The sequence below is a fragment of the Streptomyces sp. NPDC037054 genome (genome assembly GCF_055606745.1).
In genome coordinates this window covers 481,107-500,279 of record NZ_JBVJSJ010000006.1, presented here as the reverse complement: position 1 = coordinate 500,279, position 19,173 = coordinate 481,107, and the positions used below count along the sequence as shown (strand labels likewise).

The window sequence follows — 19,173 nt, the reverse complement described above, 5'->3', positions numbered from 1 at the left end:
CCATCCGGGTCTCCGGATACGCCGTCAACTTCGTCCGCCTGACCCGCGAGCAGCAGCTCGACGTGATCAGCCGCACCTTCCACGGAGCGCTGTGAGCGAGCGGACCGTGAAGGCGATGACGACAGACCGAGCGACAAGGCGCGGCCGGATGACCGGGCCCGGCCGGGCGACCGAACCCGTCCGGGTGACGGGCCGGGTCCACTCCTGGGACCTGTCCACCGGGGTGGACGGTCCCGGGACCCGGTTCGTGCTCTTCCTCAGCGGCTGCGCTGCCTGTACTGCGCCAACCCCGACACCTGGCACATACGGGACGGGCGGGAGACCACCGTCGACGAGGTCCTGGCGAAGATCGACGAGTACCGGGCCTTCATCACCACCGCGGGCGGTGGAGTGACCCTCACCGGCGGGGAAGCGCTGCTCCAGCCCGCCTTCACCGCCTCCCTCCTGCGCCGCTGCAAGGAAGCCGGACTCGCCCTCGACACCTCCGGCGATGTGGATCCGCTACGTCCTCGTCCCCGGCTGGACCGACGATCCGGCGGCCGTCGACGGACTCGGCGCGTTCCTCGCCGGCCTCGGCAGCGTCGACCGCGTGGACGTCCTGCCGTTCCACAAGCTCGGCGCCCACAAGTACGACGCCCTCGGGATCCCCTTCCCTGCGCGACACACCTACCCCGGACTCCGAGCTCACCGAGCGGGTGCGCGAGCAGTTCCGGGAGCACGGCCTGCGGGCCTTTTGACCAGAAGTGCACCAAGAATCCATGAGGGAGTGCGAGAGAGATGACTACTCGTCATGTGACCGTCGGAGTGGACGGCTCCCTGACCGCCACCTGGGCGCTGGACCGAGCCGCCGACGAGGCGGAGCGACGCGGCATCGCGCTGCACATCGTGTACGCCGTGCCCGACCGTGACGAAGCCGGACCGGTCCTGGCCTCGGCCGCCTCCCGGGTGCGCGCCCGGCACCCCGGCCTGCCGGTCGTGGCCTCGGCCGTCGAGGGGAGCCCCGCGCACGCTCTGGTGCGCGAAGGACACGACGCCGATCTCACCGTGGTCGGAACCCGAGGGCTCGGCGGCGTCGCCGGCAGGCTGCTCGGTTCGGTGAGCCTGCGCCTGGCCGCGCACACCCGCGGCCCGCTGCTCGTCGTACGGGGCGACCAGCCGTCCGGGGAGTCCGGCACGGTACTGCTCGGCATCGAGAGCGACGCCGACGCCGACGCGGCTGCCTACGCTTTCGCCGAGGCGGAACGCCGCGCAGCGCGGCTGAGCGTCGTGCACGCCTGGACGCACAGGCGCCTCTCCCCCGAACTGCCGTCACTGGTGCCCGCGACGAGCCCTGGCCAGCAGGAGGACGCGCGGCGCGCCCGGAGCGAGGAAGCGGTACCCCGCTTCACCCTGGCCGGGCTGCAGGAGCGGTACCCGCACGTGGGCGTCGAGACACGCACGGTGCGTACGGTGCCGGCGCAGGCGCTCCTGACGGCCACCCGAGAAGCCGACATCGTGGTCATCGCCGCACACCGCGACCCGAATCGGCACGGGGTGCACCTGGGGCCGGTCACCCACACCCTGCTGCACCACTCCCACTGCCCTGTCGTGATCGTGCCGGCCGGATGGGACAAGGGTTCTCCGACCTGAGGGCCTTGAACGCGTGGTCAACGTCGTCGATCCGGTCCGGCGCTGCCCAGGGAGGAACCGTCTCGGCATCGAGCGGATACGCCACACGACGGTCAGCTGTGCCCCAACCGGCCGTCCGACGGTGGGGTCGGTTGGGGCACGGCACGGGCCGATGGCCCTCTTCACGGCGTGTGGGTCCTCGGCTCCGCAACGCCTCCGACCGCACCCCGATGTCCACATCACGCCGACACCCGCCTCCGGTCCCCGGGCGGGGTACTGCTCCGGCGGACCTGCCCGAGCGGTTGAGCCGGGGCAGCACGACCGGCAGGGCCGGCCCAGCGCATTGGACCTTCTGGACAGTCACCGGCCTGGCAGTGGCCGGACGCCGCACGGTGACACCGCTCTCGCCCTGCTGCTGCACGCCAGGTGCCCCGTCGCCGTTGTTCCGGCCTGACCCCGGTCGGCCCTCTGCCTTGGGCCCTTCGGCCCCTGTGGGACAGGGCGGCCTCGCGCCACCGTGGGAGGCGTGAGGAAGCGCGATCGGGTCGCCGTCATCGGCGTCGGGAACGAGTTCCGGCGCGACGACGGCGTGGGCTGGGCCGTGCTCGCCCGGCTGCGGGAGCGAGCGGAGGAACGGCCGCTGCCGCCGGGCACCGACCTCGCCACCTGTGACGGCGAGCCGGGGCGACTGATCGGCCTGTGGGAGGGCGCCCGCCTCGCCGTGGTGGTCGACGCGGCCCACGCCCATCCGGGCACCCCGGGCCGGGTGCACCGCCTCGAACTCGACGCCGGGCTCCTCGACCAGCCGCCGACCACCAGCTCGCACGGCCTCGGCCTGGGTGAAGCCATCGAACTCGCCCGGGCGTTGGACCTGTTGCCGGACCGGCTGGTCGTGTACGCCGTGGAGGGCGCCGAGAGTGAGCTCGGAAGAGGCCTCTCCCCTGCCGTCGCGGACGCCGTGGAACCACTCGTCGAGGCCGTCGCGCAGGAGATCGTGCAGCTTCGGGACGCGTCCACCGGGAGGCCGGCATGACCGTGCGCCGCTTCCATGTGGAGGGCATCGTGCAGGGCGTCGGCTTCCGGCCCTTCGTCTACCGCACCGCGGCCGACCTCGGCCTGGACGGCTGGGTGGCCAACGTGAACGGCCACGTGGAGGGTGAGGTCGCCGGGCAGGCCCGGACGATCGAGGAGTTCGCCGCCCGCCTGCGCTCCGGCGCGCCCGCCCTGGCCCGGGTGCGCCGCGTCGAACTGACCGCCGGCACGCGGCAGTCGTCGTACCGCCCGGGCTTCCAGGTGCGCCGCAGCGCTCCCGGTCACGCGGACACCGCGCCCCGCGAGGTCCCGCCCGACGCGGCGATCTGCGACGCCTGCCTGCGCGAACTGCGCGATCCGCGCGACCGGCGCTACCGCTACCCGTTCATCAACTGCACGGACTGCGGCCCGCGCGCCTCGATCATCGAGGAGCTGCCGTACGACCGGGTCCGCACGACCATGCGTCGCTTCCCCCTGTGCCGGCAGTGCGCGGCCGAGTACGGCGATCCCGGCGACCGGCGCTTCCACGCCGAGCCCGTCGCCTGCCCCGTGTGCGGGCCGCGGCTGGCCTGGGAGGACCTGCGGGGCGAGGAGGCGCTGCGGGCGGCGGCGAAGACGGTCACCGAGGGCGGAATCGTGGCGCTGAAGGGGCTGGGCGGCTACCAGCTGGTGTGTGACGCGGGCGATCCGGCGGCCGTCGCGGAGCTACGACGCCGCAAGCACCGCCCGTCGAAGCCCTTCGCCGCGATGGTCCCGGACCTGCGGACGGCGGCCTGGATCGCCCGGATCGGCGCCACGGAACAGCGGGCTCTGACGTCTCCGGAGCGCCCTGTGGTGCTGCTCGCCCGCCGCCGACGGCGGGGAACGGTTCCGCCGCTCGCGCCCGAGGTCCACCCCGGCCTGCACCGTGTCGGCCTGTTCCTGCCCACGACCGGCCTGCACCACCTGCTGCTCGACGAGCTGGCCCGGCCTCTCGTGGTCACCAGCGGCAACCTCAGCGACGAGCCGATCGCCGTCGACGACGCGGAGGCCGCGCGCGCCCTTGCCTCGGTCGCGGACGGCTTCCTCACCCACGACCGGCCGATCCGGTCCCGGTACGACGACTCCGTGGTGCAGTACGCCGGGCGGACCCGGATCACGATCCGCCGGGCACGCGGGCTGTCCCCGGCCCCGCTACCGCTTCCGGTACGGGAGCCGGTTACCGGTGCCGGCGCCCAGCTGAAGCACACGTTCACCCTCGCCGCCGACGGCCGGGCCCTCATCGGGCCGCACACCGGAGACCTGGCCGACCTGCCGACGTACGAGGCGTTCACCGCGTCGTACGACCATCTCAAGCGGCTGACCGGTATCGACCCCGCCGTCCTCGCCCACGATCTGCACCCCGGCTACCTGTCCACGCAGTGGGCGAAGGCGCAGCCGCTGCGCCGGATCCCGGTGCAGCACCACCACGCGCACGTGGCCGCCTGCGCGGCCGAACATGGAGTGCGGGGGCCGTTCCTCGGCGTCGCCTACGACGGGCTGGGGCTGGGCGACGACGGCACACTGTGGGGCGGCGAAATCCTCGTCGCCACTCTGAGCGGCTACCGCCGCGTGGGCAGGTTCGCGACCGCGCCCCTGCCCGGCGGCGACGCGGCGGTACGCCATCCCTCCCGCACGGCCCTCGGCCATCTGCTCGGCGCCGAGATGCTGGGCTCCTCGCGCCCGTACTCCTGGCTCGTCCGGCCGTTCACCGACCGGCTCGACCCGGCCGAGGTCGATGCCGTGCGCGCCATGGTCGCGCGGGACGTCAACTGCCCGCGGGCGTCCAGCGCCGGACGGCTCTTCGACACGGTGGCCGCGCTGCTCGGCCTGTGCCACCGGATGAGTTACGAGGGTGAGGCGGCCGTCCTGCTCGAGGCAGCGGCCGGTGACGAGCACGCCGTGCCGCTCGCCCACCGGGTCGTACGGGAGCGGGGCCTGTCGGTGTACGACCCGGCGCCTACCCTGACCGACCTGCTGATGCGGCAGCGCGACGGGGAGCCGGTGGCCCGGCTGGCGGCGGCGTTCCATCTGGCGCTCGCACATGCCACCTCGGACCTGGTCGCCCGGGCCGTGGCCGAGGGCGCGCCGCGCACGGTGTGCCTGGGCGGTGGCTGCTTCGTCAACCGCAGGCTGCTGACCGAGGTGAAGCGCCGGCTGCACGCACAGGGGCTGCGGGTCCTCGTCGGCGGCCAGGTCCCGGTCGGGGACGGCGGGATCAGCTACGGCCAGGCGGCGGTCGCAGCCGCGCGGCTGGCCGGGGAGGAGTGAGCGGCGATGTGCCTGGGCATCCCGGGCAGGGTCGTGGAGATCCACGACGATGCCGGACTGCGCATGGCGACCGTCGACTTCGGCGGTGTCCGGCGCGAGGTCTGCCTGAGCTGCACGCCCGAAGCGGGCGTGGGGTCGTACGTCATCGTCCACGTCGGCTTCGCGATCACTCAGGTCGACGAGGTGGAGGCGCGGCGGACGCTCGCCGTGCTGCGGGCCATGGCGGGCGCGGTGGAGGGGGAGCTGGGTGAGTCACTGCCGTAGCGGACCCGAGGGCCCGTGGGCTTGGAAGGAGCCGGTCGGCCCGTCAAGAGGGCCGGTCAGCCCCTGCCGCGAGCACCGCCGCGCGGCGCAACCTGACAGTGGAGAAGCACGGAACCGCCCGTAAGAGGAGGACCGTCATGACCGCCCCCGCAGCCCCGGCCGTGCTCGACCGGGATGGTCTGAACGCGTTGGTCGCGGCTCTGGTGGCGCAGGGGCGAACGGTCATCGGGCCGACCGTCCGCGATGGTGCGATCGTGCTGGCCGAGCTGACGTCGGCGGACGCGCTCCCCTATGGCTGGGGCGTCGAGCTGGACGCCGGACGCTATCGGCTGGTCCCTCGGGCGGACGGCGCGGCCTTCGCGCACAGCGCCGGTCCGCAGTCCTGGAAGTCCTATCTGCACCCGTCCCGGGAGCGCCTGTGGAGTGCCGACCGGACGCCGGAGGGAGACGTGTCCTTCACTCCGGACGAGCCGGAGGTCCCCTCGTACGCCTTCCTCGGTGTCCGCCCCTGTGACCTGCGAGCCATCGCGATCCAGGACCGCGTCCTGACCGGCGGGCACTACGCGGACGACGGCTACGGCAGGCGTCGCCGCAAGGCACTGCTGATCGCCGCCGAGTGCACCGAGCCCGGGGCCACCTGCTTCTGCGTGTCGACCGGCGGCGGCCCGGCTGCCGATCCCGCATACGACCTCGCACTCACCGAGATCGCGAACCAGGACGGGCACCGCTTCCTCGCGCGCGTCGGCAGCGACGAAGGCGCCGAACTGCTGGACGGGATACCGCACGGCGACGCCGACCGGACCACGCAGGACACCGCCGACGCAGCCGTGGACGCGGCCCGCGACCGCATGGGCCGTTCACTGCCCCCAGTCGATCTGCGCACCCTCATGGGCGCGAGCCTGACCGCCGAGCGCTGGGACGACGTCGCCGCCCGCTGTCTGACCTGCGGCAACTGCACCATGGTCTGCCCGACCTGCTTCTGCACCACCACCGAGGAGGTCACCGACCTCACCGGTGACCACACCGAGCGCCGGCAGCGCTGGGATTCCTGCTTCGACCTGGACTTCTCCTATCTGCACGGCGGCCCGGTCCGCTCCTCGGCCCGCAGCCGCTACCGGCAGTGGGCCACCCACAAGTTCTCCACGTGGCACGACCAGTTCGGTTCCTCGGGATGCGTCGGGTGCGGGCGCTGCATCGCCTGGTGCCCGGCCGGCATCGACATCACGGAGGAAGTCGCCGCCCTGGACGCCGAACTCGCCCAGCACACCGCACACGCGGCTTCCGGAACGGAGACGGACTGATGCCTCCCTCGCTCGCCCTGCGCAGGAACCACGCTCTGCCCGTCGAGCACCGCGAGCGGCTGCTGCGCCTCGGCCGCGAGGTGAGCTTCGCGCCGGGCACCCGCCTGTTCGAGGAGGGCGGACACGCGAACCGCTTCTGGATCGTCCGCGACGGCACGGCAGCCCTCGACATGCATGTGCCCGGCCGTCGGCCGCCGGTCGTCGAGACGCTCGGCGTCGGCGACCTCGTCGGCTGGTCCTGGCTGTACGAGCCGTACGTGTGGCAGCTGGGCGCAGAGGCCCTGACCCGTCTGCGGGCCTACGAGTTCGACGCGGTCGCCGTCCGTCTCATGTGCCTGGACGACCCCGAGTTCGGGCGTGCAGTGGAGCACTGGGTCGGACGGGTGCTGGCGCACCGCCTCAACGCAGCCCGCGCCCGGCTGGTCGACCTGTACGGGATCTACGAGACGAAGGAAGTGCGATGACCGCCGTACCGGTCCCGCATCGCGTGGTCGCCCGTCGGCCGGAGACCGCGGACACGGTCACGCTGGGCCTCGAACCGGTTGCCGCCGCCCTGCCCGACTTCGCGCCGGGACAGTTCGCGATGGTGCACTGCTTCGGCCGCGGCGAGATCCCCGTCTCGGTGAGTTCCGTGCAGGCCACGGGCGGTCTCGCGCACACGATCCGCTCGGTGGGCGCGGTCTCCGACGGGCTGTGCGCGAGCCGGGTCGGCGACGTCGTCGGGCTCCGTGGTCCGTACGGCAACACCTGGGAACTGGTGCGGGCGTACGGCTGTGACGTGCTGGTCGTGGCCGGCGGCATCGGTCTCGCCCCGCTGCGACCGCTGATCCTGAGCGCGCTGGCCGAGCCGGAAGCGTACGGCCGCCTCAACGTGCTGGTCGGGGCGCGCACCCCGGGCGACCTGATCGCCCGGCAGGAGATCGAGAGCTGGCGCACGGCGTTCACCGGTGTGACGGTCGACCAGCCCGATGCCGACTGGCGCGGGGACGTCGGCGTGGTCACCCGGCTGCTGGGGCGGGCACACCTCAGCCCCGAGCACACGTGGGCGTTCGTCTGCGGCCCCGAGCCGATGATCCGGGCCACCGCCCGCGAACTCGCCCAGCGCGGTGTCCGCCGCGACCGCATCCGCGTCTCCCTGGAACGCAACATGCGCTGTGCCACAGGGCACTGCGGACACTGCCAGCTCGGCCCCTTGCTGCTCTGCCAGACGGGTCCCGTCGTGAACTGGACGCAGGCCGAACCCCTTCTGTCGGTGAGGGAGTTGTGAAATGGCACCCACACTCGCCGTGTGCAAACTGGCCTCCTGCGACGGCTGCCAGCTCACCCTGCTGGACTGCGAGGACGAACTCCTGGCTCTGGCGGGCGAGGTGCAGCTCGCGCACTTCCTGGAGGCGTCCAGCGCGGTGGAGCCCGGACCGTACGACCTGTCCCTCGTCGAGGGCTCTGTCACCACGGCCGAGGACGCCGAGCGCGTCCGCGCGATCCGGGCGGCCTCGCGCCACCTGGTGACCATCGGAGCGTGCGCGACCGCCGGAGGCATTCAGGCGCTCAGGAACTTCGCGGACGTCGACGAGTACCGGCGCGTGGTGTACGCGCACCCGGAGTACGTCGAGACCCTGGCCACCTCCACGCCCGTGTCGGCGCATGTGGACGTCGACTTCGAGCTGCGCGGCTGCCCGATCGACAAGCGTCAGCTCATCGAGGTGATCACCGCGTTCCTCGCCGGCCGCAAGCCGGACATCCCGGATCACAGCGTGTGCTTCGAGTGCAAGCGGCGCGGCACGGTCTGCGTGACCGTCGCCCACGGAACGCCCTGCCTCGGCCCGGTCACGCACGCCGGGTGCGGGGCGCTGTGCCCCGCATACGGCCGCGGCTGCTTCGGCTGCTTCGGCCCGTCCGGATCGGTGAACCTGCCCGCGCTGATCCCGCTGCTGCGCCGCGACGGCCTCGACGACGACGCCGTGGAGCGGTTCCTGCACACCTTCAACGCCGCCGCGTTCGAGAAGTTCGAGAAGTTCGAGGAGTTCGAGAAGTTCGAGAAGGAGTCGGCCAAGTGACGCACCGTGGTTCCCGTCTGCTGCACGTCGGCTCGCTGTCCCGGGTCGAGGGCGAGGGCGCGCTGCGCCTGCACGTCCACGACGGCACGGTCACCGAGGCACAGCTGAACATCTACGAGCCGCCGCGGTTCTTCGAGGCGTTCCTGCGCGGCCGTTCCTACACCGAACCGCCGGACATCACTGCCCGGGTATGCGGGATCTGCCCGGTGGCGTACCAGATGAGCGCCTGCGCGGCGATCGAGGACGCGTGCGGGGTGACGGTCGATCCGGTGATCCGCGATCTGCGCCGATTGCTGTACTGCGGCGAGTGGATCGAGAGCCAGGCGCTGCACATCCATCTGCTGCACGCCCCGGACTTCCTGGGCCGCGCGAGCGCGATCGAACTGGCCCGCACGCACCGGGCCGAGGTCGAGCGGGGGCTCCGCCTGAAGAAGGCCGGCAACTCGCTGATGGAGTTGCTCGGCGGTCGGGCGGTGCACCCCGTGAACGTCCGCCTCGGCGGCTTCTACCGGGTGCCCACCCGCGAGCAACTCCGCCCGTTCGCCGAGGAGTTGAAGCAAGCACTGGGCGACGCGTGGGACACCGTGCGCTGGGTCGCGGGCTTCGAGTTCCCGGACGCCCGGGTCGAGGCCGATCTGCTGGCGCTGGCGGAGCCGGACACGTACGCCATCGAAGGCGGCACGCCGACCGTCCTGCACGCCGACGGGACCACCGGCTCTTTCCCCCTGCGGGACTTCACCGAGCACGTCGCCGAGACGCATGTGCCGCACTCCACCGCACTGCACTCGCGGCTCGACGGGCGACTGCATCTCACCGGCTCCCTGGCCCGGTTCGCGATCAGCGGGGCGCGGCTGTCGCCGGTCGCGCTGGAGGCGGCTGTGGAGGCCGGACTCGGCGATCCGCGGGCGGGGGCTGTGTGCCGTAACCCGTTCCGGTCGATCCTGGTGCGGGCCGTGGAGACGGTGTACGCCGTCGGCGAGGCGCTGCGGATCATCGAGGCGTACGAGCCGCCCGCGCGTCCATACACCGAAGTCCTGCCGGTAGCGGGTATCGGGCACGGTGCCACCGAGGCTCCCCGCGGGGTGCTGTACCACCGCTACGGACTCGACGCCGACGGCCTCGTCACCAGCGCGCTGCTGGTGCCGCCCACCGCGCAGAACCAGGGCGCCATCGAGGACGACCTGCGGCGGCTGGCCCAGCGCGCCATCGCCGGACACGACGCCGGCGACGCCGAGCTGACGGCGCTGTGCGAGCGGGCGATCCGCAACCACGACCCGTGCATCTCCTGCTCGACCCATTTCCTCGACCTGACGGTCGTCCGTACCTGAAGAGAGACATGCGGGAGGTTGTCATGCCTGAATCTCCGTACACCGTGAGCGACGTGATGACGCACACCGTCATCGCGGTCGGCAGCGAGGCGCCCTTCAAGGAGATCGTCGAGCTGCTCGACCAGTGGAAGGTCAGTGCCCTGCCGGTGCTGGCCGGTGAGGGCCGGGTCGTCGGGGTGGTCTCCGAGGCCGATCTGCTGCCCAAGGAGGAGTTGCGCGACGGCAACGAGGCCGGCAGCGATGTCGAGGTGCGGCTCAAGGCGGCCGCGCTGACCGCGGGTGAGCTGATGAGCACCCCGGCGGTGACCGTCCACGCGGACGCCTCGCTGGCCGAGGCGGCCCGCATCATGGCCCGCCGGCACGTCAAACGGCTCCCGGTCGTGGACGGCGTCGGCATGCTCCAGGGTGTCGTCAGCCGCAGTGACCTGCTCAAGGTGTTCCTGCGGCGCGACGCCGAGATCGCCGACGAGATCCGCGGCAGCGTGCTCACCCATCTCCCGGTCACCACCGATCTGGGGGTTTCGGTCACCGAGGGCGTGGTCACGCTGACCGGCTCGATGCCCGAGCGCGGGCTCGTGCCCGTGGTGGCCCGGGCCGTGCGGGCCGTCGAGGGAGTCGTCGACGTCCAGCTGGACCTGACCCATCGATGAAGGGCCGGCACGATCGATGAGGTACCTCGACGAGTACCGCGATCCCGTCCTCGCCCGGCGCCTGCTGGACGAGCTGCGGCAGACCGCCACGCGCCCCTGGCGGATCATGGAGGTGTGCGGCGGCCAGACCCACACCCTCGTCCGCCAGGGCATCGACGAACTGCTCCCGGCCGGAATGCGGATGATCCACGGCCCGGGCTGCCCGGTCTGCGTGACCCCGCTGGAGACCCTGGACCGGGCCATGTCCGTCGCTACCCGGCCCGACGTGATCCTCACCAGCTTCGGCGACATGCTTCGCGTGCCCGGCACCGACACCGACCTGCTGTCGCTGCGGGCCCGGGGAGCGGACGTACGGGTGGTCTACGCCCCGATGGACGCCGTGCGCCTGGCCGCCGAGCACCACGACAAGGAGGTCGTGTTCCTCGCGGTCGGCTTCGAGACGACCGCTCCCGCCAACGCCACGGCCGTGCTGCACGCGGCTCGCCTCGGGCTGACGAACTTCTCGATGCTGGTCAGCCATGTCCTCGTCCCGCCCGCGATGACCGCGCTGCTCGAAGACCCCGACTGCGAGGTGCAGGCCTTCCTGGCGGCGGGGCATGTGTGCGCGGTGATGGGCTGGCGGGAGTACGAGCCGATCGCCGCGAAGTACCGGGTGCCGATCGTGGTCACCGGCTTCGAGCCGCTGGATCTGCTGGAGGGCATCCTCATGGCCGTACGGCAGCTCGAGTCGGGTCGGTACGAGGTGGAGAACCAGTACGTGCGGGCCGTGCGGCGCTCGGGCAACAGCGAGGCGCAGGACGTGGTGCGTGAGGTGTTCGAGGTGACCGACCGGGCTTGGCGGGGCATCGGGGCGCTGCCCGACAGCGGGCTGGAACTGACGGCGAAGTACCGGCGGTTCGATGCGGCCCTGCGCTTCGACGTGGGCGGGCTGTGTCCCGTCGAGGACGCCGAGTGCATCGCCGGCGCCATCCTCACCGGGGCCAGGCTGCCCAGCGACTGCGCGGCGTACGGCACCCGCTGCACGCCCCGTCACCCCCTCGGCGCGCCCATGGTGTCGTCCGAGGGCACCTGTGCCGCCTTCCACGCGGCCGGACGCACCCCTGCGAGGAGCACGCCATGACCACCCAGTGCCCCACCCCGCACATCGAGAACGAGGTCGTCCTGCTCGGCCACGGAGCCGGCGGCCGTCTCACTGCGGAGCTCCTCGAGCGGCTGGTCCTGCCCGCCCTGGACGGTGACTGCGGCCCCATGGAGGACGCGGCGCTGCTGCCCGGCTACCGGGAACTGGTGATCAGCACCGACAGCTTCGTCGTCAGCCCGCTGTTCTTCCCCGGCGGGGACATCGGGTCCCTCGCCGTCCACGGCACCGTCAACGACCTCGCCATGCGAGGCGCGTGGCCACTCGCCCTGTCCGTCTCCCTCATCATCGAGGAAGGGCTGGCGCTGAACGAACTCCGCGCGGTCCTGGACTCGTTGGGCAAGGCCGCTCAGGGCGCGGGCGTGCCCGTGGTCACCGGGGACACCAAGGTCGTGGGGCGCGGTGCCGCCGACAGGCTCTTCATCAACACCACCGGCATCGGGCAGCGGCACGGCTCCCTGCATCCGTCCGCCGCACTGGCCCGCCCCGGCGACACGGTCCTGCTGTCCGGGCCGATCGGGCTGCACGGCACGACCGTCCTCAGCACCCGTGAGGGGCTCGGCTTCGAGGGCGACATCGCCTCCGACACCCGCCCGCTGCACCGCCTGGTGGGCGCCCTGGCACCGCTCGGCGCCGACGTCCACGTCCTGCGCGACCCGACGCGCGGCGGGCTCGCCGCCGCCCTCAACGAGATCGCCCGCGACTCGTCCGTCGCCATCGAGATCGAGGAGAGCTCCGTGCCGGTGCCCGAGCCCGTCGCCTCCGCCTGCGATCTGCTCGGCCTGGACCCGCTGATCGTCGCCAACGAAGGCTGCCTGGTCGCCTTCGTCGCCGCGGACGCGGCCGAGGACGCGCTGACGGCAATGCGGTCGGTGGTGGAGGGCGCGCAGGCGGTGCGGATCGGCGAGGTGCTGCCGGACGGGCCGGCGGGACGGATCACGCTGCGCACGCTGGTGGGCGCCCGGCGCATCGTGGACATGCCGCTCGGGGAGCAACTGCCGCGGATCTGCTGAAGCGGGCGGACTCGTGAACGGTATCGGTCCGAACCGGCGCACGAGGCCCAGCCGACGAGAACCACGGTCGCGCCGACACTCACCGCGGCCACCGTTCCGAGCACGGCGCCCTGGGGTTCTGCCTGGTCGGCGGTCGCGGGCGCGGCCATGAGACGGCCCTCGGCGTCCAGCCACACCCGGCTGTTGTCCCACCCTCTCGCTGCCGGGCTCGACGTGGGTCAGGCCCGTCCGCGCCCTGCCGTCCTGCCCGATCCAGCGGACGGTGGCCCACGCCCGGTCGTCACCGACGCCCTCGGACGAGGACGCGGTACGTTCCGCATCCTCGCTGAGCACGGCCGGCACGGCGATTCGCTGCGCCCGCAGACTGTCCATGGTGTGTTCGACGGCATGCGCGGTCAGGACGCCCGAGACGACGGCCGCCACCGCGAGTGCCCAGGCTCCGAGCAGTAGCCAGGCCTCGACGAGATGGCTGCGGCGCCTGAGCGGGCTGGCTTTGAACTGCCAACGGAGCCTGTTACGGGGCCCCTACGGGTCATTGTCACCACCGGACCGGATACCCGTCGCGGGCCAATACCACGGCGGGCGGGCGCCGTGGCGTGCACCACAGTTGGGGCGCCCTCCCGAAGCGCAGGATCACCTGCGGGAACCGGCCACCGGTCACGTGCGCCCGGATCTCCGATCGCAGCACGGGCAGTTCGAGGGGCTGGGTGTGGAAGGCCGCCACGACCTGATGGGCCGCCGCGTACAGCAGGACGCGCTGGAGGGCCTGCCCTGAACGCAGCCAGTGCGGGCACCCGTCGTAAGGCGTGGACAGGACGGCGACGACGCCCGTGCGTCCAGGACACTTGCGGTACGGGCCGCCGAACCGCCGGACGCGGCCCAGATAGTCACGGCCGGCGAGCACAGTGCGGTCCGGGTGCTGGCGGCACGCCTCAACCGGCACTCCGTCCGGGCCGACGGACCGCGCGATCTCGGCGTCGTGCCCCGGGTCCGCGCGGTGAAGGTCCTCTGCGGTACGCACCAGGTCAGCGAGCAGCCGGAGTTTCTCCGGTTCGTCGATGACCTGCAGGAAGGCCCCCTCGGCCCGGGCGTGGTCGTGCAGTTCGTCGATGAGCGCGTCGGGCACGGGGGCGGGGCCGAAGGGGCCGCGGTGCGTGTGCCGGTGTGGCATCGCGCGGGCCATCAGTGTCTCGTCGGGGGTGGCCGGGGCGTGTGCGGCGTAACCCACGTGGGCCAGGAAGGCGGAGTCGCCGGGTTCCGGCAGGAGGTCGACGGCGGGCCGGAAGCCGAGGTGCCGTACGGCCATCCGTACGTTGAACAGGGCCGCCCCGCAGGCGATCACCGCCTCCCGGCCGCCCGGGTCGGTCAGGGTCAGTCGGCGTCCGGAGTCCAAGTGCACCTCGAAGCCGTGGTCATGGCCCTCCTCGGCGAAGAACCAGGGCTGGCTGTTGTGCGGCGAGGGCGCCAGAGAGGCGGCGCGGGCCAAATGGAGAGCCGCCCTGCCGGGGGCGCGCTGCGAAGCGTGGCCGGGACTCTCGTACGACAGGGCCATGGCGCATCCACCTTTCGTAAGCTTTCAGGGCCACGCGGCCCGCTCGTACCCGGGTCCGGGCCCGAAACTGCGGTGGTCCCGCCGGGCGAGGTGGCGCCATCGCCATTCGGGCCGGCCTTCGGACCACCGAGGCCCGCGAGCGCTTCTCCAGTGCTGCTCCTCGGCTTCGGCCTCCCGAGCCGCCGTGGTGAGCACGTCGACCGACCCGGCGGCGTCGCCTCGCGGGCCGTCCTCGGGCACTGCCCCGAAGCCGCGGAAGGTGCGCCCGGCCGGGTATCCGCTTCCAGCGTCGGCCCCGGGAGTGCCGACGCTGCAGGGGCCACAGGTCCCCGGCCGGGACCGCCCGGCCCAACGACCCCTGAGATCACCGAAGTGGCGGGCGTGACTGGACGAACGGCAGCAGCGGCGCCCGGCCCTGCCTGCGCCCACGGCCGTCAGGGCATCAGGGCATCAGGGCATCAGGGCATCAGGACGACTCTCCTGACCGCACTTCGGCGTTGGGGCCGATCGGCCCGGTCACATGCCCATTCAGCCCTTGGGCCGTCTGGTTCGCCGGCGGGACGCTGGAACCGAGCCCCCCGCTTCAAGGACCCGGCGTTCAGGACCGGGCACAACTGAGGAGAGCAGCGATGGTTCCTCTCATCCTGATCGGCGCGGTCGTGCTGGGCGCCAGCCTGGTGTTCGGCCAGAGCTCGTTCATCGTCGGCTTCGTTCTGATGGCCGCCGGCGCACTCGGTCTCATCACCTTCATCGCCACGCCCGGCCTGGTCCGGCGTCCCGGTGAGGGAGCGGTCGTGATCGAGAAGCACTTCATCGGTGACGACGACCACCGGCGCTACCGCACGTGATCACCACGCCGTTCGAAGGGAGCGACTCATGGCTACCGAAGCACTGCGCCCGGCCCATCCAGCCCGGTTGACCGCGGCGCTCGATCCGCACCTGTCGCGCTGGCTGTGGCTGGTGAAGTGGCTGCTCGCCCTGCCGCACTACGTCATCCTCGCCTTCCTGTGGGTGGCGTTCGTCCTGGTGAGCGTGGTGGCCTTCTTCGCCGTGCTCTTCACGGGCCGCTACCCGCGCGCGTTGTTCGACTTCAACGCGGGCGTGCTGCGCTGGAGTTGGCGTGTGGGTTACTACGCGTACAGCGCCCTCGGCACCGACCGCTACCCGCCGTTCTCGCTCGCCGACGTGCCCGACTACCCGGCCCACTGGGACGTGGCGTACCCCGAGGAGCTGTCCCGGGGGCTTGTGCTGGTGAAGTGGTGGCTGCTGGCCCTCCCGCACTACCTGGTGCTGGGGTTCCTCCTCGGCGGGATCCGGGTGGTCTGGGTCTCCGGCGGACTGATCGGGCTGCTCGCCCTGTTCGCGGGCGTCGCGCTGGCCTTCACCGGCCGCTATCCGCGCGGCATCTTCGACCTGATCACCGGCCTCAACCGATGGGTCCTGCGCGTTGCGGCCTACGCGGCCCTGCTCACCGACGTGTATCCGCCGTTCCGGCTCGACATGGGCGGCGACGAACCGGAGGCGCTGTCATGATCACCGCACTGGTCTCGGCGTTCCTGTTCGCCCACGGGCTGGTCCATCTGGCCGTGTGGCTGCCGCACGACAGCACCGACCAGCCGTTCGACCCCCGGCACTCGTGGGCGCTGGCGTCGGCCGGCCTGGCGCAGGCCAGGGTCGTGGACAGGACGGCTGTCAGCCTTGCTTCGGTCACCGCGATGCTCTACGTCATCGCGGGTGCGGCCACCGCGGCGCAGAGCAGCGGCTGGGCCGACGCGGCGGTGCTCGCGGCGACGGTCGGGCTGATTCTGAAGTCCGTGTGGTTCAACGCCTGGCTGTCGCTCGGCGTGCTGCTCGACATGGGCGTCATCGCCGCCGTGGCCCTGAGCTGGCCGGGCTCGCTGTACTGAGCCGGGCCATCGGCAAGGACCGTCGGGCACGGCGCCGGAGCCACTCGGCCCACGCCCCGTCCGTCCGGGGCGCGGCACGGTGGGAGCAGAGGCCGTTCGAGGAGGCAGCCATGACCGAGCACACCGGAGGAATCGTGGTGGGCGTCGACGGGTCCGAGGCGTCCGTGGCCGCACTGCGCTGGGCCGCTGGACAGGCGCGGGCCCTTGGCACGGAGGTCGTCGTCGTGCACGCCTGGGAAGCGGCTGCGGCCGGGCCTCTCCCGGCCCGAGCGGCCCTTCAAAGGTCGCGGCCGCCAGGTCTCTGGCGCGTTGACGTCCGCGTCACCGCCTGACCTTCAGGGGCACCCCAGGGACCTTCGGCCCCTGCCGGGAGCGCACCACCATAGGAAAGCATCGAGGGAAGCCGACGCGGGAGACGCCCATGTCCACTGACTCCGCTCCACACCGCCGCAGTACGCCCGGTGGCGACGGCTCAGCTGCTGCCTCCGTCTCGGGCCTGGTGAAGACCTTCGGTCGCACCCGCGCCCTGGACGGGCTGGACCTGACGGTCGCGGCAGGTGAGGTGCACGGCTTCCTCGGGCCCAACGGCGCGGGCAAGACCACGACCATCCGTGTCCTGCTCGGGTTGCTGCGCGCTGATGCGGGCGAGGTCCGGCTGCTGGGCGGCGACCCCCGGCGCGACGCCGTCGCCCTGCACCGGCGGCTGGCGTATGTGCCGGGTGACGTCAGCCTGTGGCCCAAGCTCACCGGCGGCGAGATCATCGACGTCTTCGGGCGGCTGCGCGGCGACCTCGATCCGGTCCGGCGGGACGAGCTGCTCGATCGGTTCGAGCTGGACCCGGCCAAGAAGGCACGCACCTACTCCAAGGGCAACAGGCAGAAAGTGGGCCTGGTCGCGGCGCTGGCCTCCCGAGCGGAGCTGCTGCTCCTGGACGAGCCGACGTCCGGTCTCGACCCGCTGATGGAGAGCGCCTTCCAGGAATGCATCCGCGAGATCAAGGCCGAGGGCCGCACGGTGCTGCTCTCCAGCCACATCCTGGCCGAGGTCGAGGCCCTGTGCGACCGGGTGAGCATCATCCGCGCGGGCCGCACCGTGGAGAGCGGCACGCTGGCCGAGCTGCGGCATCTGACCCGTACATCCATTGACGTCGAGACGGTCCGCCCGCCCACCGGGATCGGCGCGCTGCCGGGCGTGCACGATCTGCGCGTCGAGAACCACCGGGCTCGCTTCGACGTCGACACCGACCGCCTCGACGACGCCGTACGCCACCTCACCGGCTTCGGTGTCCACACGCTCACCAGTCAGCCGCCCACGCTCGAGGAGCTGTTCCTGCGCCATTACGGCGAGGAAGCGGCCCACCGGGAGCACAGGGAGCGCTCATGACCCGCACGGCAGAGCTCACCGGCACCGTCACGCTCACCCGACTGATCCTGCGCCGCGACCGCATGCGCGTTCTGGTCTGGACCGTGGCCGTCCCCCTGCTGGTGCTGCTGACGGCGGCCAGCGTCAAGGGCCTGTACTCCACGCAGCACGATCTCGACGTGGCGGCCCGGGCCAGTGAGGACAACGCCGCGGCGATCGCGTTCAACGGTCCACCCCTGGCACTGGACACGCTGGGCGGCGAGGTGGCCTTCCAGGTCGGCACCTTCGGACTGGTCATGGTCGCCCTGATGAGCACCTTCATGACCGGGAGGAATACCCGTGGCGAGGAGGAGGCCGGCCGCACCGAGCTGATCCGCTCGCTCCCCGTCGGCCGCCATGCGAACGCCACCGCCACCCTGCTCGTCGTGGTCGGCATGAACGTGGCCGTAGGCGCCGCGAGTGCGCTCGGCCTCATCGCCTTGGACCTGCCCACCACGGGGGCAGTGGTGTTCGGCACGTCCTTCTGCGTGCTCGGCCTCGTCTTCGCCGCGTTCACGACCGCCCTGGCCCAGATCTCGGAGAACACCAGGGTCGTACACGGCAGCACGGGCGCCGTGCTGGGCGCGGCCTTCGTCCTGCGGGCGGTCGGAGACATCGGCGACGGGACGGCGTCGTGGTTCTCCCCCATCGGCCTGGTCCAGAAGGCCAGGCCGTTCGCGGGCGAGCGCTGGTGGCCGCTGCTGCTCGCGACCGCCTGCGCCGCCTTCGTCATCGCCGCAGCCCACGCCTTGTCCGACCGGCGCGACCTCGGCGCGGGACTCGTCCAGCCCCGGCCCGGTCCGCCGCGCGCGGCACCCGGTCTGGGCCGGCCACTCGGTCTGGCCCTGCGGCTGCAGCGCGGGTGCCTCATCGGCTGGAGCTGCGGGGTGTTCCTCACCGGCCTCGCCTACGGCTGGGTCGCCGCCGACGTCGAGGACTTCATCGGCGACAACGAGACCATGACGGACTTCGTCGCCCGGTACGGCACGACGGACCTCACCGACTCCTACCTCGCCCAGTCCCTGCTCGTCGTCGCCCTCATCGGCACCGGCTTCGCCGTCCAGTCCGCGCTGCGTCCCCAGGGCGAGGAGACCGGTCTGCGGGCCGAGCCACTGCTCGCCACGCCCGTCTCCCATGGCCGCTGGCTGGCAAGCCACCTGGCCGTGGCACTGGCCGGCAGCGTGGTCGTGCTGGCCGTCGCGGGCCTGGGCACGGGACTCGCGTACGGCGTCGCGGGCGGCGGCTGGGTCCAGGTCCCCCGTCTGGTCGGCGCCGCGCTCGCGTATGCGCCGGCGCTGTGGCTGCTCGTGGGGCTCGCGACAGCGCTGTTCGGGCTGGTGCCCCGAGCCACGATCGCCGCATGGGCGTTCCTCGTGGCCTGCCTCGTCATCGGTCTGCTCGGCGGAGTTCTCGACCTGCCCGCCTGGGCCATGGATGTCTCGCCCTTCGAACACATCCCGCACCTCCCAGCGGGCAATCCGGGTGTCACGGCACCGCTGCTGGTCGCGGCACTCGCCGCCGTACTCACGGCGGCCGGCCTGGCGGGCTTCCGACGGAGGGACATCGGCTAGGTTCAACGGCACCGCCAGTGCGCTGTGCCACGGCCCCTGCATCCCGGCCGAGTGGCAGCGT

The 19,173-nt window shown here is 72.4% G+C and carries 19 protein-coding genes and 1 pseudogene; 19 read left to right on the top strand and 1 reads right to left on the bottom strand.

Going from position 1 to position 19,173, the window contains the following annotated elements:
• Positions 1-148 precede the first annotated feature (148 nt).
• The 13 genes and pseudogenes from ACZ7D7_RS17935 to hypE all read left to right on the top strand — a co-directional run bounded on the left by ACZ7D7_RS17935 (position 149) and on the right by hypE (position 12,680).
• A pseudogene (locus tag ACZ7D7_RS17935) lies at positions 149-737 on the top strand (4Fe-4S cluster-binding domain-containing protein).
• Positions 738-777: 40 nt separating this feature from the next.
• Positions 778-1,629 (top strand): universal stress protein, encoded by an 852-nt coding sequence (locus tag ACZ7D7_RS17930; protein ID WP_470825328.1) that lies wholly within the window; start codon positions 778-780, stop codon positions 1,627-1,629.
• A gap of 505 nt (positions 1,630-2,134) precedes the next feature.
• Positions 2,135-2,641, top strand: coding sequence for a hydrogenase maturation protease (locus tag ACZ7D7_RS17925; RefSeq protein ID WP_470825327.1), 507 nt, complete (start codon positions 2,135-2,137; stop codon positions 2,639-2,641).
• Entirely contained in the window at positions 2,638-4,929 is a 2,292-nt protein-coding gene (gene hypF, locus ACZ7D7_RS17920; protein WP_470825326.1) for a carbamoyltransferase HypF, read from the top strand. The genes ACZ7D7_RS17925 and hypF overlap by 4 nt, the downstream gene beginning before the upstream one ends.
• 6 nt (positions 4,930-4,935) lie before the next feature.
• A complete protein-coding gene (locus tag ACZ7D7_RS17915; protein WP_470825324.1) occupies positions 4,936-5,193 on the top strand; it encodes a HypC/HybG/HupF family hydrogenase formation chaperone in 258 nt (85 codons plus the stop codon).
• Between the two features lie 137 nt (positions 5,194-5,330).
• Positions 5,331-6,494 (top strand): 4Fe-4S dicluster domain-containing protein, encoded by a 1,164-nt coding sequence (locus ACZ7D7_RS17910; protein ID WP_470825323.1) that lies wholly within the window; start codon positions 5,331-5,333, stop codon positions 6,492-6,494.
• The gene (locus tag ACZ7D7_RS17905; RefSeq protein WP_470825322.1) at positions 6,494-6,958 is read left to right on the top strand and encodes a Crp/Fnr family transcriptional regulator; all 465 of its coding nucleotides are present in this window, start codon (positions 6,494-6,496) and stop codon (positions 6,956-6,958) included. The genes ACZ7D7_RS17910 and ACZ7D7_RS17905 overlap by 1 nt, the downstream gene beginning before the upstream one ends.
• A complete protein-coding gene (locus ACZ7D7_RS17900; RefSeq protein WP_470825321.1) occupies positions 6,955-7,761 on the top strand; it encodes an FAD/NAD(P)-binding protein in 807 nt (268 codons plus the stop codon). The genes ACZ7D7_RS17905 and ACZ7D7_RS17900 overlap by 4 nt, the downstream gene beginning before the upstream one ends.
• 1 nt (position 7,762) lies before the next feature.
• Positions 7,763-8,551, top strand: a complete 789-nt coding sequence (locus ACZ7D7_RS17895) for an NADH-quinone oxidoreductase subunit B family protein (RefSeq protein WP_470825319.1) — start codon at positions 7,763-7,765, stop codon at positions 8,549-8,551.
• On the top strand, positions 8,548-9,879 hold the full coding sequence (locus tag ACZ7D7_RS17890) for a Ni/Fe hydrogenase subunit alpha (protein WP_470825318.1): 1,332 nt from the start codon (positions 8,548-8,550) through the stop codon (positions 9,877-9,879). Before ACZ7D7_RS17895 ends, ACZ7D7_RS17890 begins: the two co-directional genes overlap by 4 nt.
• Before the next feature lie 23 nt (positions 9,880-9,902).
• Positions 9,903-10,529 carry a CBS domain-containing protein gene (locus tag ACZ7D7_RS17885; RefSeq protein ID WP_470825316.1) on the top strand — a complete coding sequence of 209 codons (627 nt, stop codon included), beginning with the start codon at positions 9,903-9,905 and terminating at the stop codon, positions 10,527-10,529.
• A 16-nt stretch (positions 10,530-10,545) separates the two neighbouring features.
• Positions 10,546-11,649 carry a hydrogenase formation protein HypD gene (gene hypD, locus ACZ7D7_RS17880; protein WP_470825314.1) on the top strand — a complete coding sequence of 368 codons (1,104 nt, stop codon included), beginning with the start codon at positions 10,546-10,548 and terminating at the stop codon, positions 11,647-11,649.
• Positions 11,646-12,680, top strand: a complete 1,035-nt coding sequence (gene hypE / locus ACZ7D7_RS17875) for a hydrogenase expression/formation protein HypE (RefSeq protein ID WP_470825313.1) — start codon at positions 11,646-11,648, stop codon at positions 12,678-12,680. Before hypD ends, hypE begins: the two co-directional genes overlap by 4 nt.
• 538 nt (positions 12,681-13,218) lie before the next feature.
• Here hypE and ACZ7D7_RS17870 read toward each other — a convergent pair.
• Entirely contained in the window at positions 13,219-14,232 is a 1,014-nt protein-coding gene (locus tag ACZ7D7_RS17870) for an Acg family FMN-binding oxidoreductase (protein ID WP_470825312.1), read from the bottom strand.
• A 629-nt stretch (positions 14,233-14,861) separates the two neighbouring features.
• Here ACZ7D7_RS17870 and ACZ7D7_RS17865 point away from each other — a divergent pair.
• The 6 genes from ACZ7D7_RS17865 to ACZ7D7_RS17840 all read left to right on the top strand — a co-directional run bounded on the left by ACZ7D7_RS17865 (position 14,862) and on the right by ACZ7D7_RS17840 (position 19,112).
• Positions 14,862-15,080: a hypothetical protein gene (locus ACZ7D7_RS17865; RefSeq protein WP_470825310.1), complete on the top strand. Its 219-nt coding sequence runs from the start codon at positions 14,862-14,864 to the stop codon at positions 15,078-15,080.
• A 28-nt stretch (positions 15,081-15,108) separates the two neighbouring features.
• The gene (locus tag ACZ7D7_RS17860) at positions 15,109-15,765 is read left to right on the top strand and encodes a DUF4389 domain-containing protein (protein ID WP_470825309.1); all 657 of its coding nucleotides are present in this window, start codon (positions 15,109-15,111) and stop codon (positions 15,763-15,765) included.
• Positions 15,762-16,139, top strand: a complete 378-nt coding sequence (locus ACZ7D7_RS17855; RefSeq protein ID WP_470825308.1) for a hypothetical protein — start codon at positions 15,762-15,764, stop codon at positions 16,137-16,139. Before ACZ7D7_RS17860 ends, ACZ7D7_RS17855 begins: the two co-directional genes overlap by 4 nt.
• A 110-nt stretch (positions 16,140-16,249) precedes the next feature.
• Complete coding sequence (locus ACZ7D7_RS17850; protein ID WP_470825307.1) at positions 16,250-16,471, top strand: universal stress protein; 222 nt, start codon at positions 16,250-16,252, stop codon at positions 16,469-16,471.
• 89 nt (positions 16,472-16,560) lie between these two features.
• The gene (locus ACZ7D7_RS17845; RefSeq protein ID WP_470825306.1) at positions 16,561-17,523 is read left to right on the top strand and encodes an ABC transporter ATP-binding protein; all 963 of its coding nucleotides are present in this window, start codon (positions 16,561-16,563) and stop codon (positions 17,521-17,523) included.
• Complete coding sequence (locus tag ACZ7D7_RS17840; RefSeq protein ID WP_470825304.1) at positions 17,520-19,112, top strand: ABC transporter permease; 1,593 nt, start codon at positions 17,520-17,522, stop codon at positions 19,110-19,112. The genes ACZ7D7_RS17845 and ACZ7D7_RS17840 overlap by 4 nt, the downstream gene beginning before the upstream one ends.
• Positions 19,113-19,173 lie beyond the last annotated feature (61 nt).

Excerpts from the sequence above, each read along its gene's own strand:
- ACZ7D7_RS17930 (WP_470825328.1), top strand. The coding sequence starts at position 778 with ATGACTACTCGTCATGTGACCGTCGGAGTGGACGGCTCCCTGACCGCC.
- hypF (WP_470825326.1), top strand. The coding sequence starts at position 2,638 with ATGACCGTGCGCCGCTTCCATGTGGAGGGCATCGTGCAGGGCGTCGGC.
- ACZ7D7_RS17915 (WP_470825324.1), top strand. The coding sequence starts at position 4,936 with ATGTGCCTGGGCATCCCGGGCAGGGTCGTGGAGATCCACGACGATGCC.
- ACZ7D7_RS17910 (WP_470825323.1), top strand. The coding sequence starts at position 5,331 with ATGACCGCCCCCGCAGCCCCGGCCGTGCTCGACCGGGATGGTCTGAAC.
- ACZ7D7_RS17905 (WP_470825322.1), top strand. The coding sequence starts at position 6,494 with ATGCCTCCCTCGCTCGCCCTGCGCAGGAACCACGCTCTGCCCGTCGAG.
- ACZ7D7_RS17900 (WP_470825321.1), top strand. The coding sequence starts at position 6,955 with ATGACCGCCGTACCGGTCCCGCATCGCGTGGTCGCCCGTCGGCCGGAG.
- ACZ7D7_RS17895 (WP_470825319.1), top strand. The coding sequence starts at position 7,763 with ATGGCACCCACACTCGCCGTGTGCAAACTGGCCTCCTGCGACGGCTGC.
- ACZ7D7_RS17885 (WP_470825316.1), top strand. The coding sequence starts at position 9,903 with ATGCCTGAATCTCCGTACACCGTGAGCGACGTGATGACGCACACCGTC.
- hypD (WP_470825314.1), top strand. The coding sequence starts at position 10,546 with ATGAGGTACCTCGACGAGTACCGCGATCCCGTCCTCGCCCGGCGCCTG.
- hypE (WP_470825313.1), top strand. The coding sequence starts at position 11,646 with ATGACCACCCAGTGCCCCACCCCGCACATCGAGAACGAGGTCGTCCTG.
- ACZ7D7_RS17870 (WP_470825312.1), bottom strand. The coding sequence starts at position 14,232 with ATGGCCCTGTCGTACGAGAGTCCCGGCCACGCTTCGCAGCGCGCCCCC.
- ACZ7D7_RS17865 (WP_470825310.1), top strand. The coding sequence starts at position 14,862 with ATGGTTCCTCTCATCCTGATCGGCGCGGTCGTGCTGGGCGCCAGCCTG.
- ACZ7D7_RS17860 (WP_470825309.1), top strand. The coding sequence starts at position 15,109 with ATGGCTACCGAAGCACTGCGCCCGGCCCATCCAGCCCGGTTGACCGCG.
- ACZ7D7_RS17855 (WP_470825308.1), top strand. The coding sequence starts at position 15,762 with ATGATCACCGCACTGGTCTCGGCGTTCCTGTTCGCCCACGGGCTGGTC.
- ACZ7D7_RS17850 (WP_470825307.1), top strand. The coding sequence starts at position 16,250 with ATGACCGAGCACACCGGAGGAATCGTGGTGGGCGTCGACGGGTCCGAG.
- ACZ7D7_RS17845 (WP_470825306.1), top strand. The coding sequence starts at position 16,561 with ATGTCCACTGACTCCGCTCCACACCGCCGCAGTACGCCCGGTGGCGAC.
- ACZ7D7_RS17840 (WP_470825304.1), top strand. The coding sequence starts at position 17,520 with ATGACCCGCACGGCAGAGCTCACCGGCACCGTCACGCTCACCCGACTG.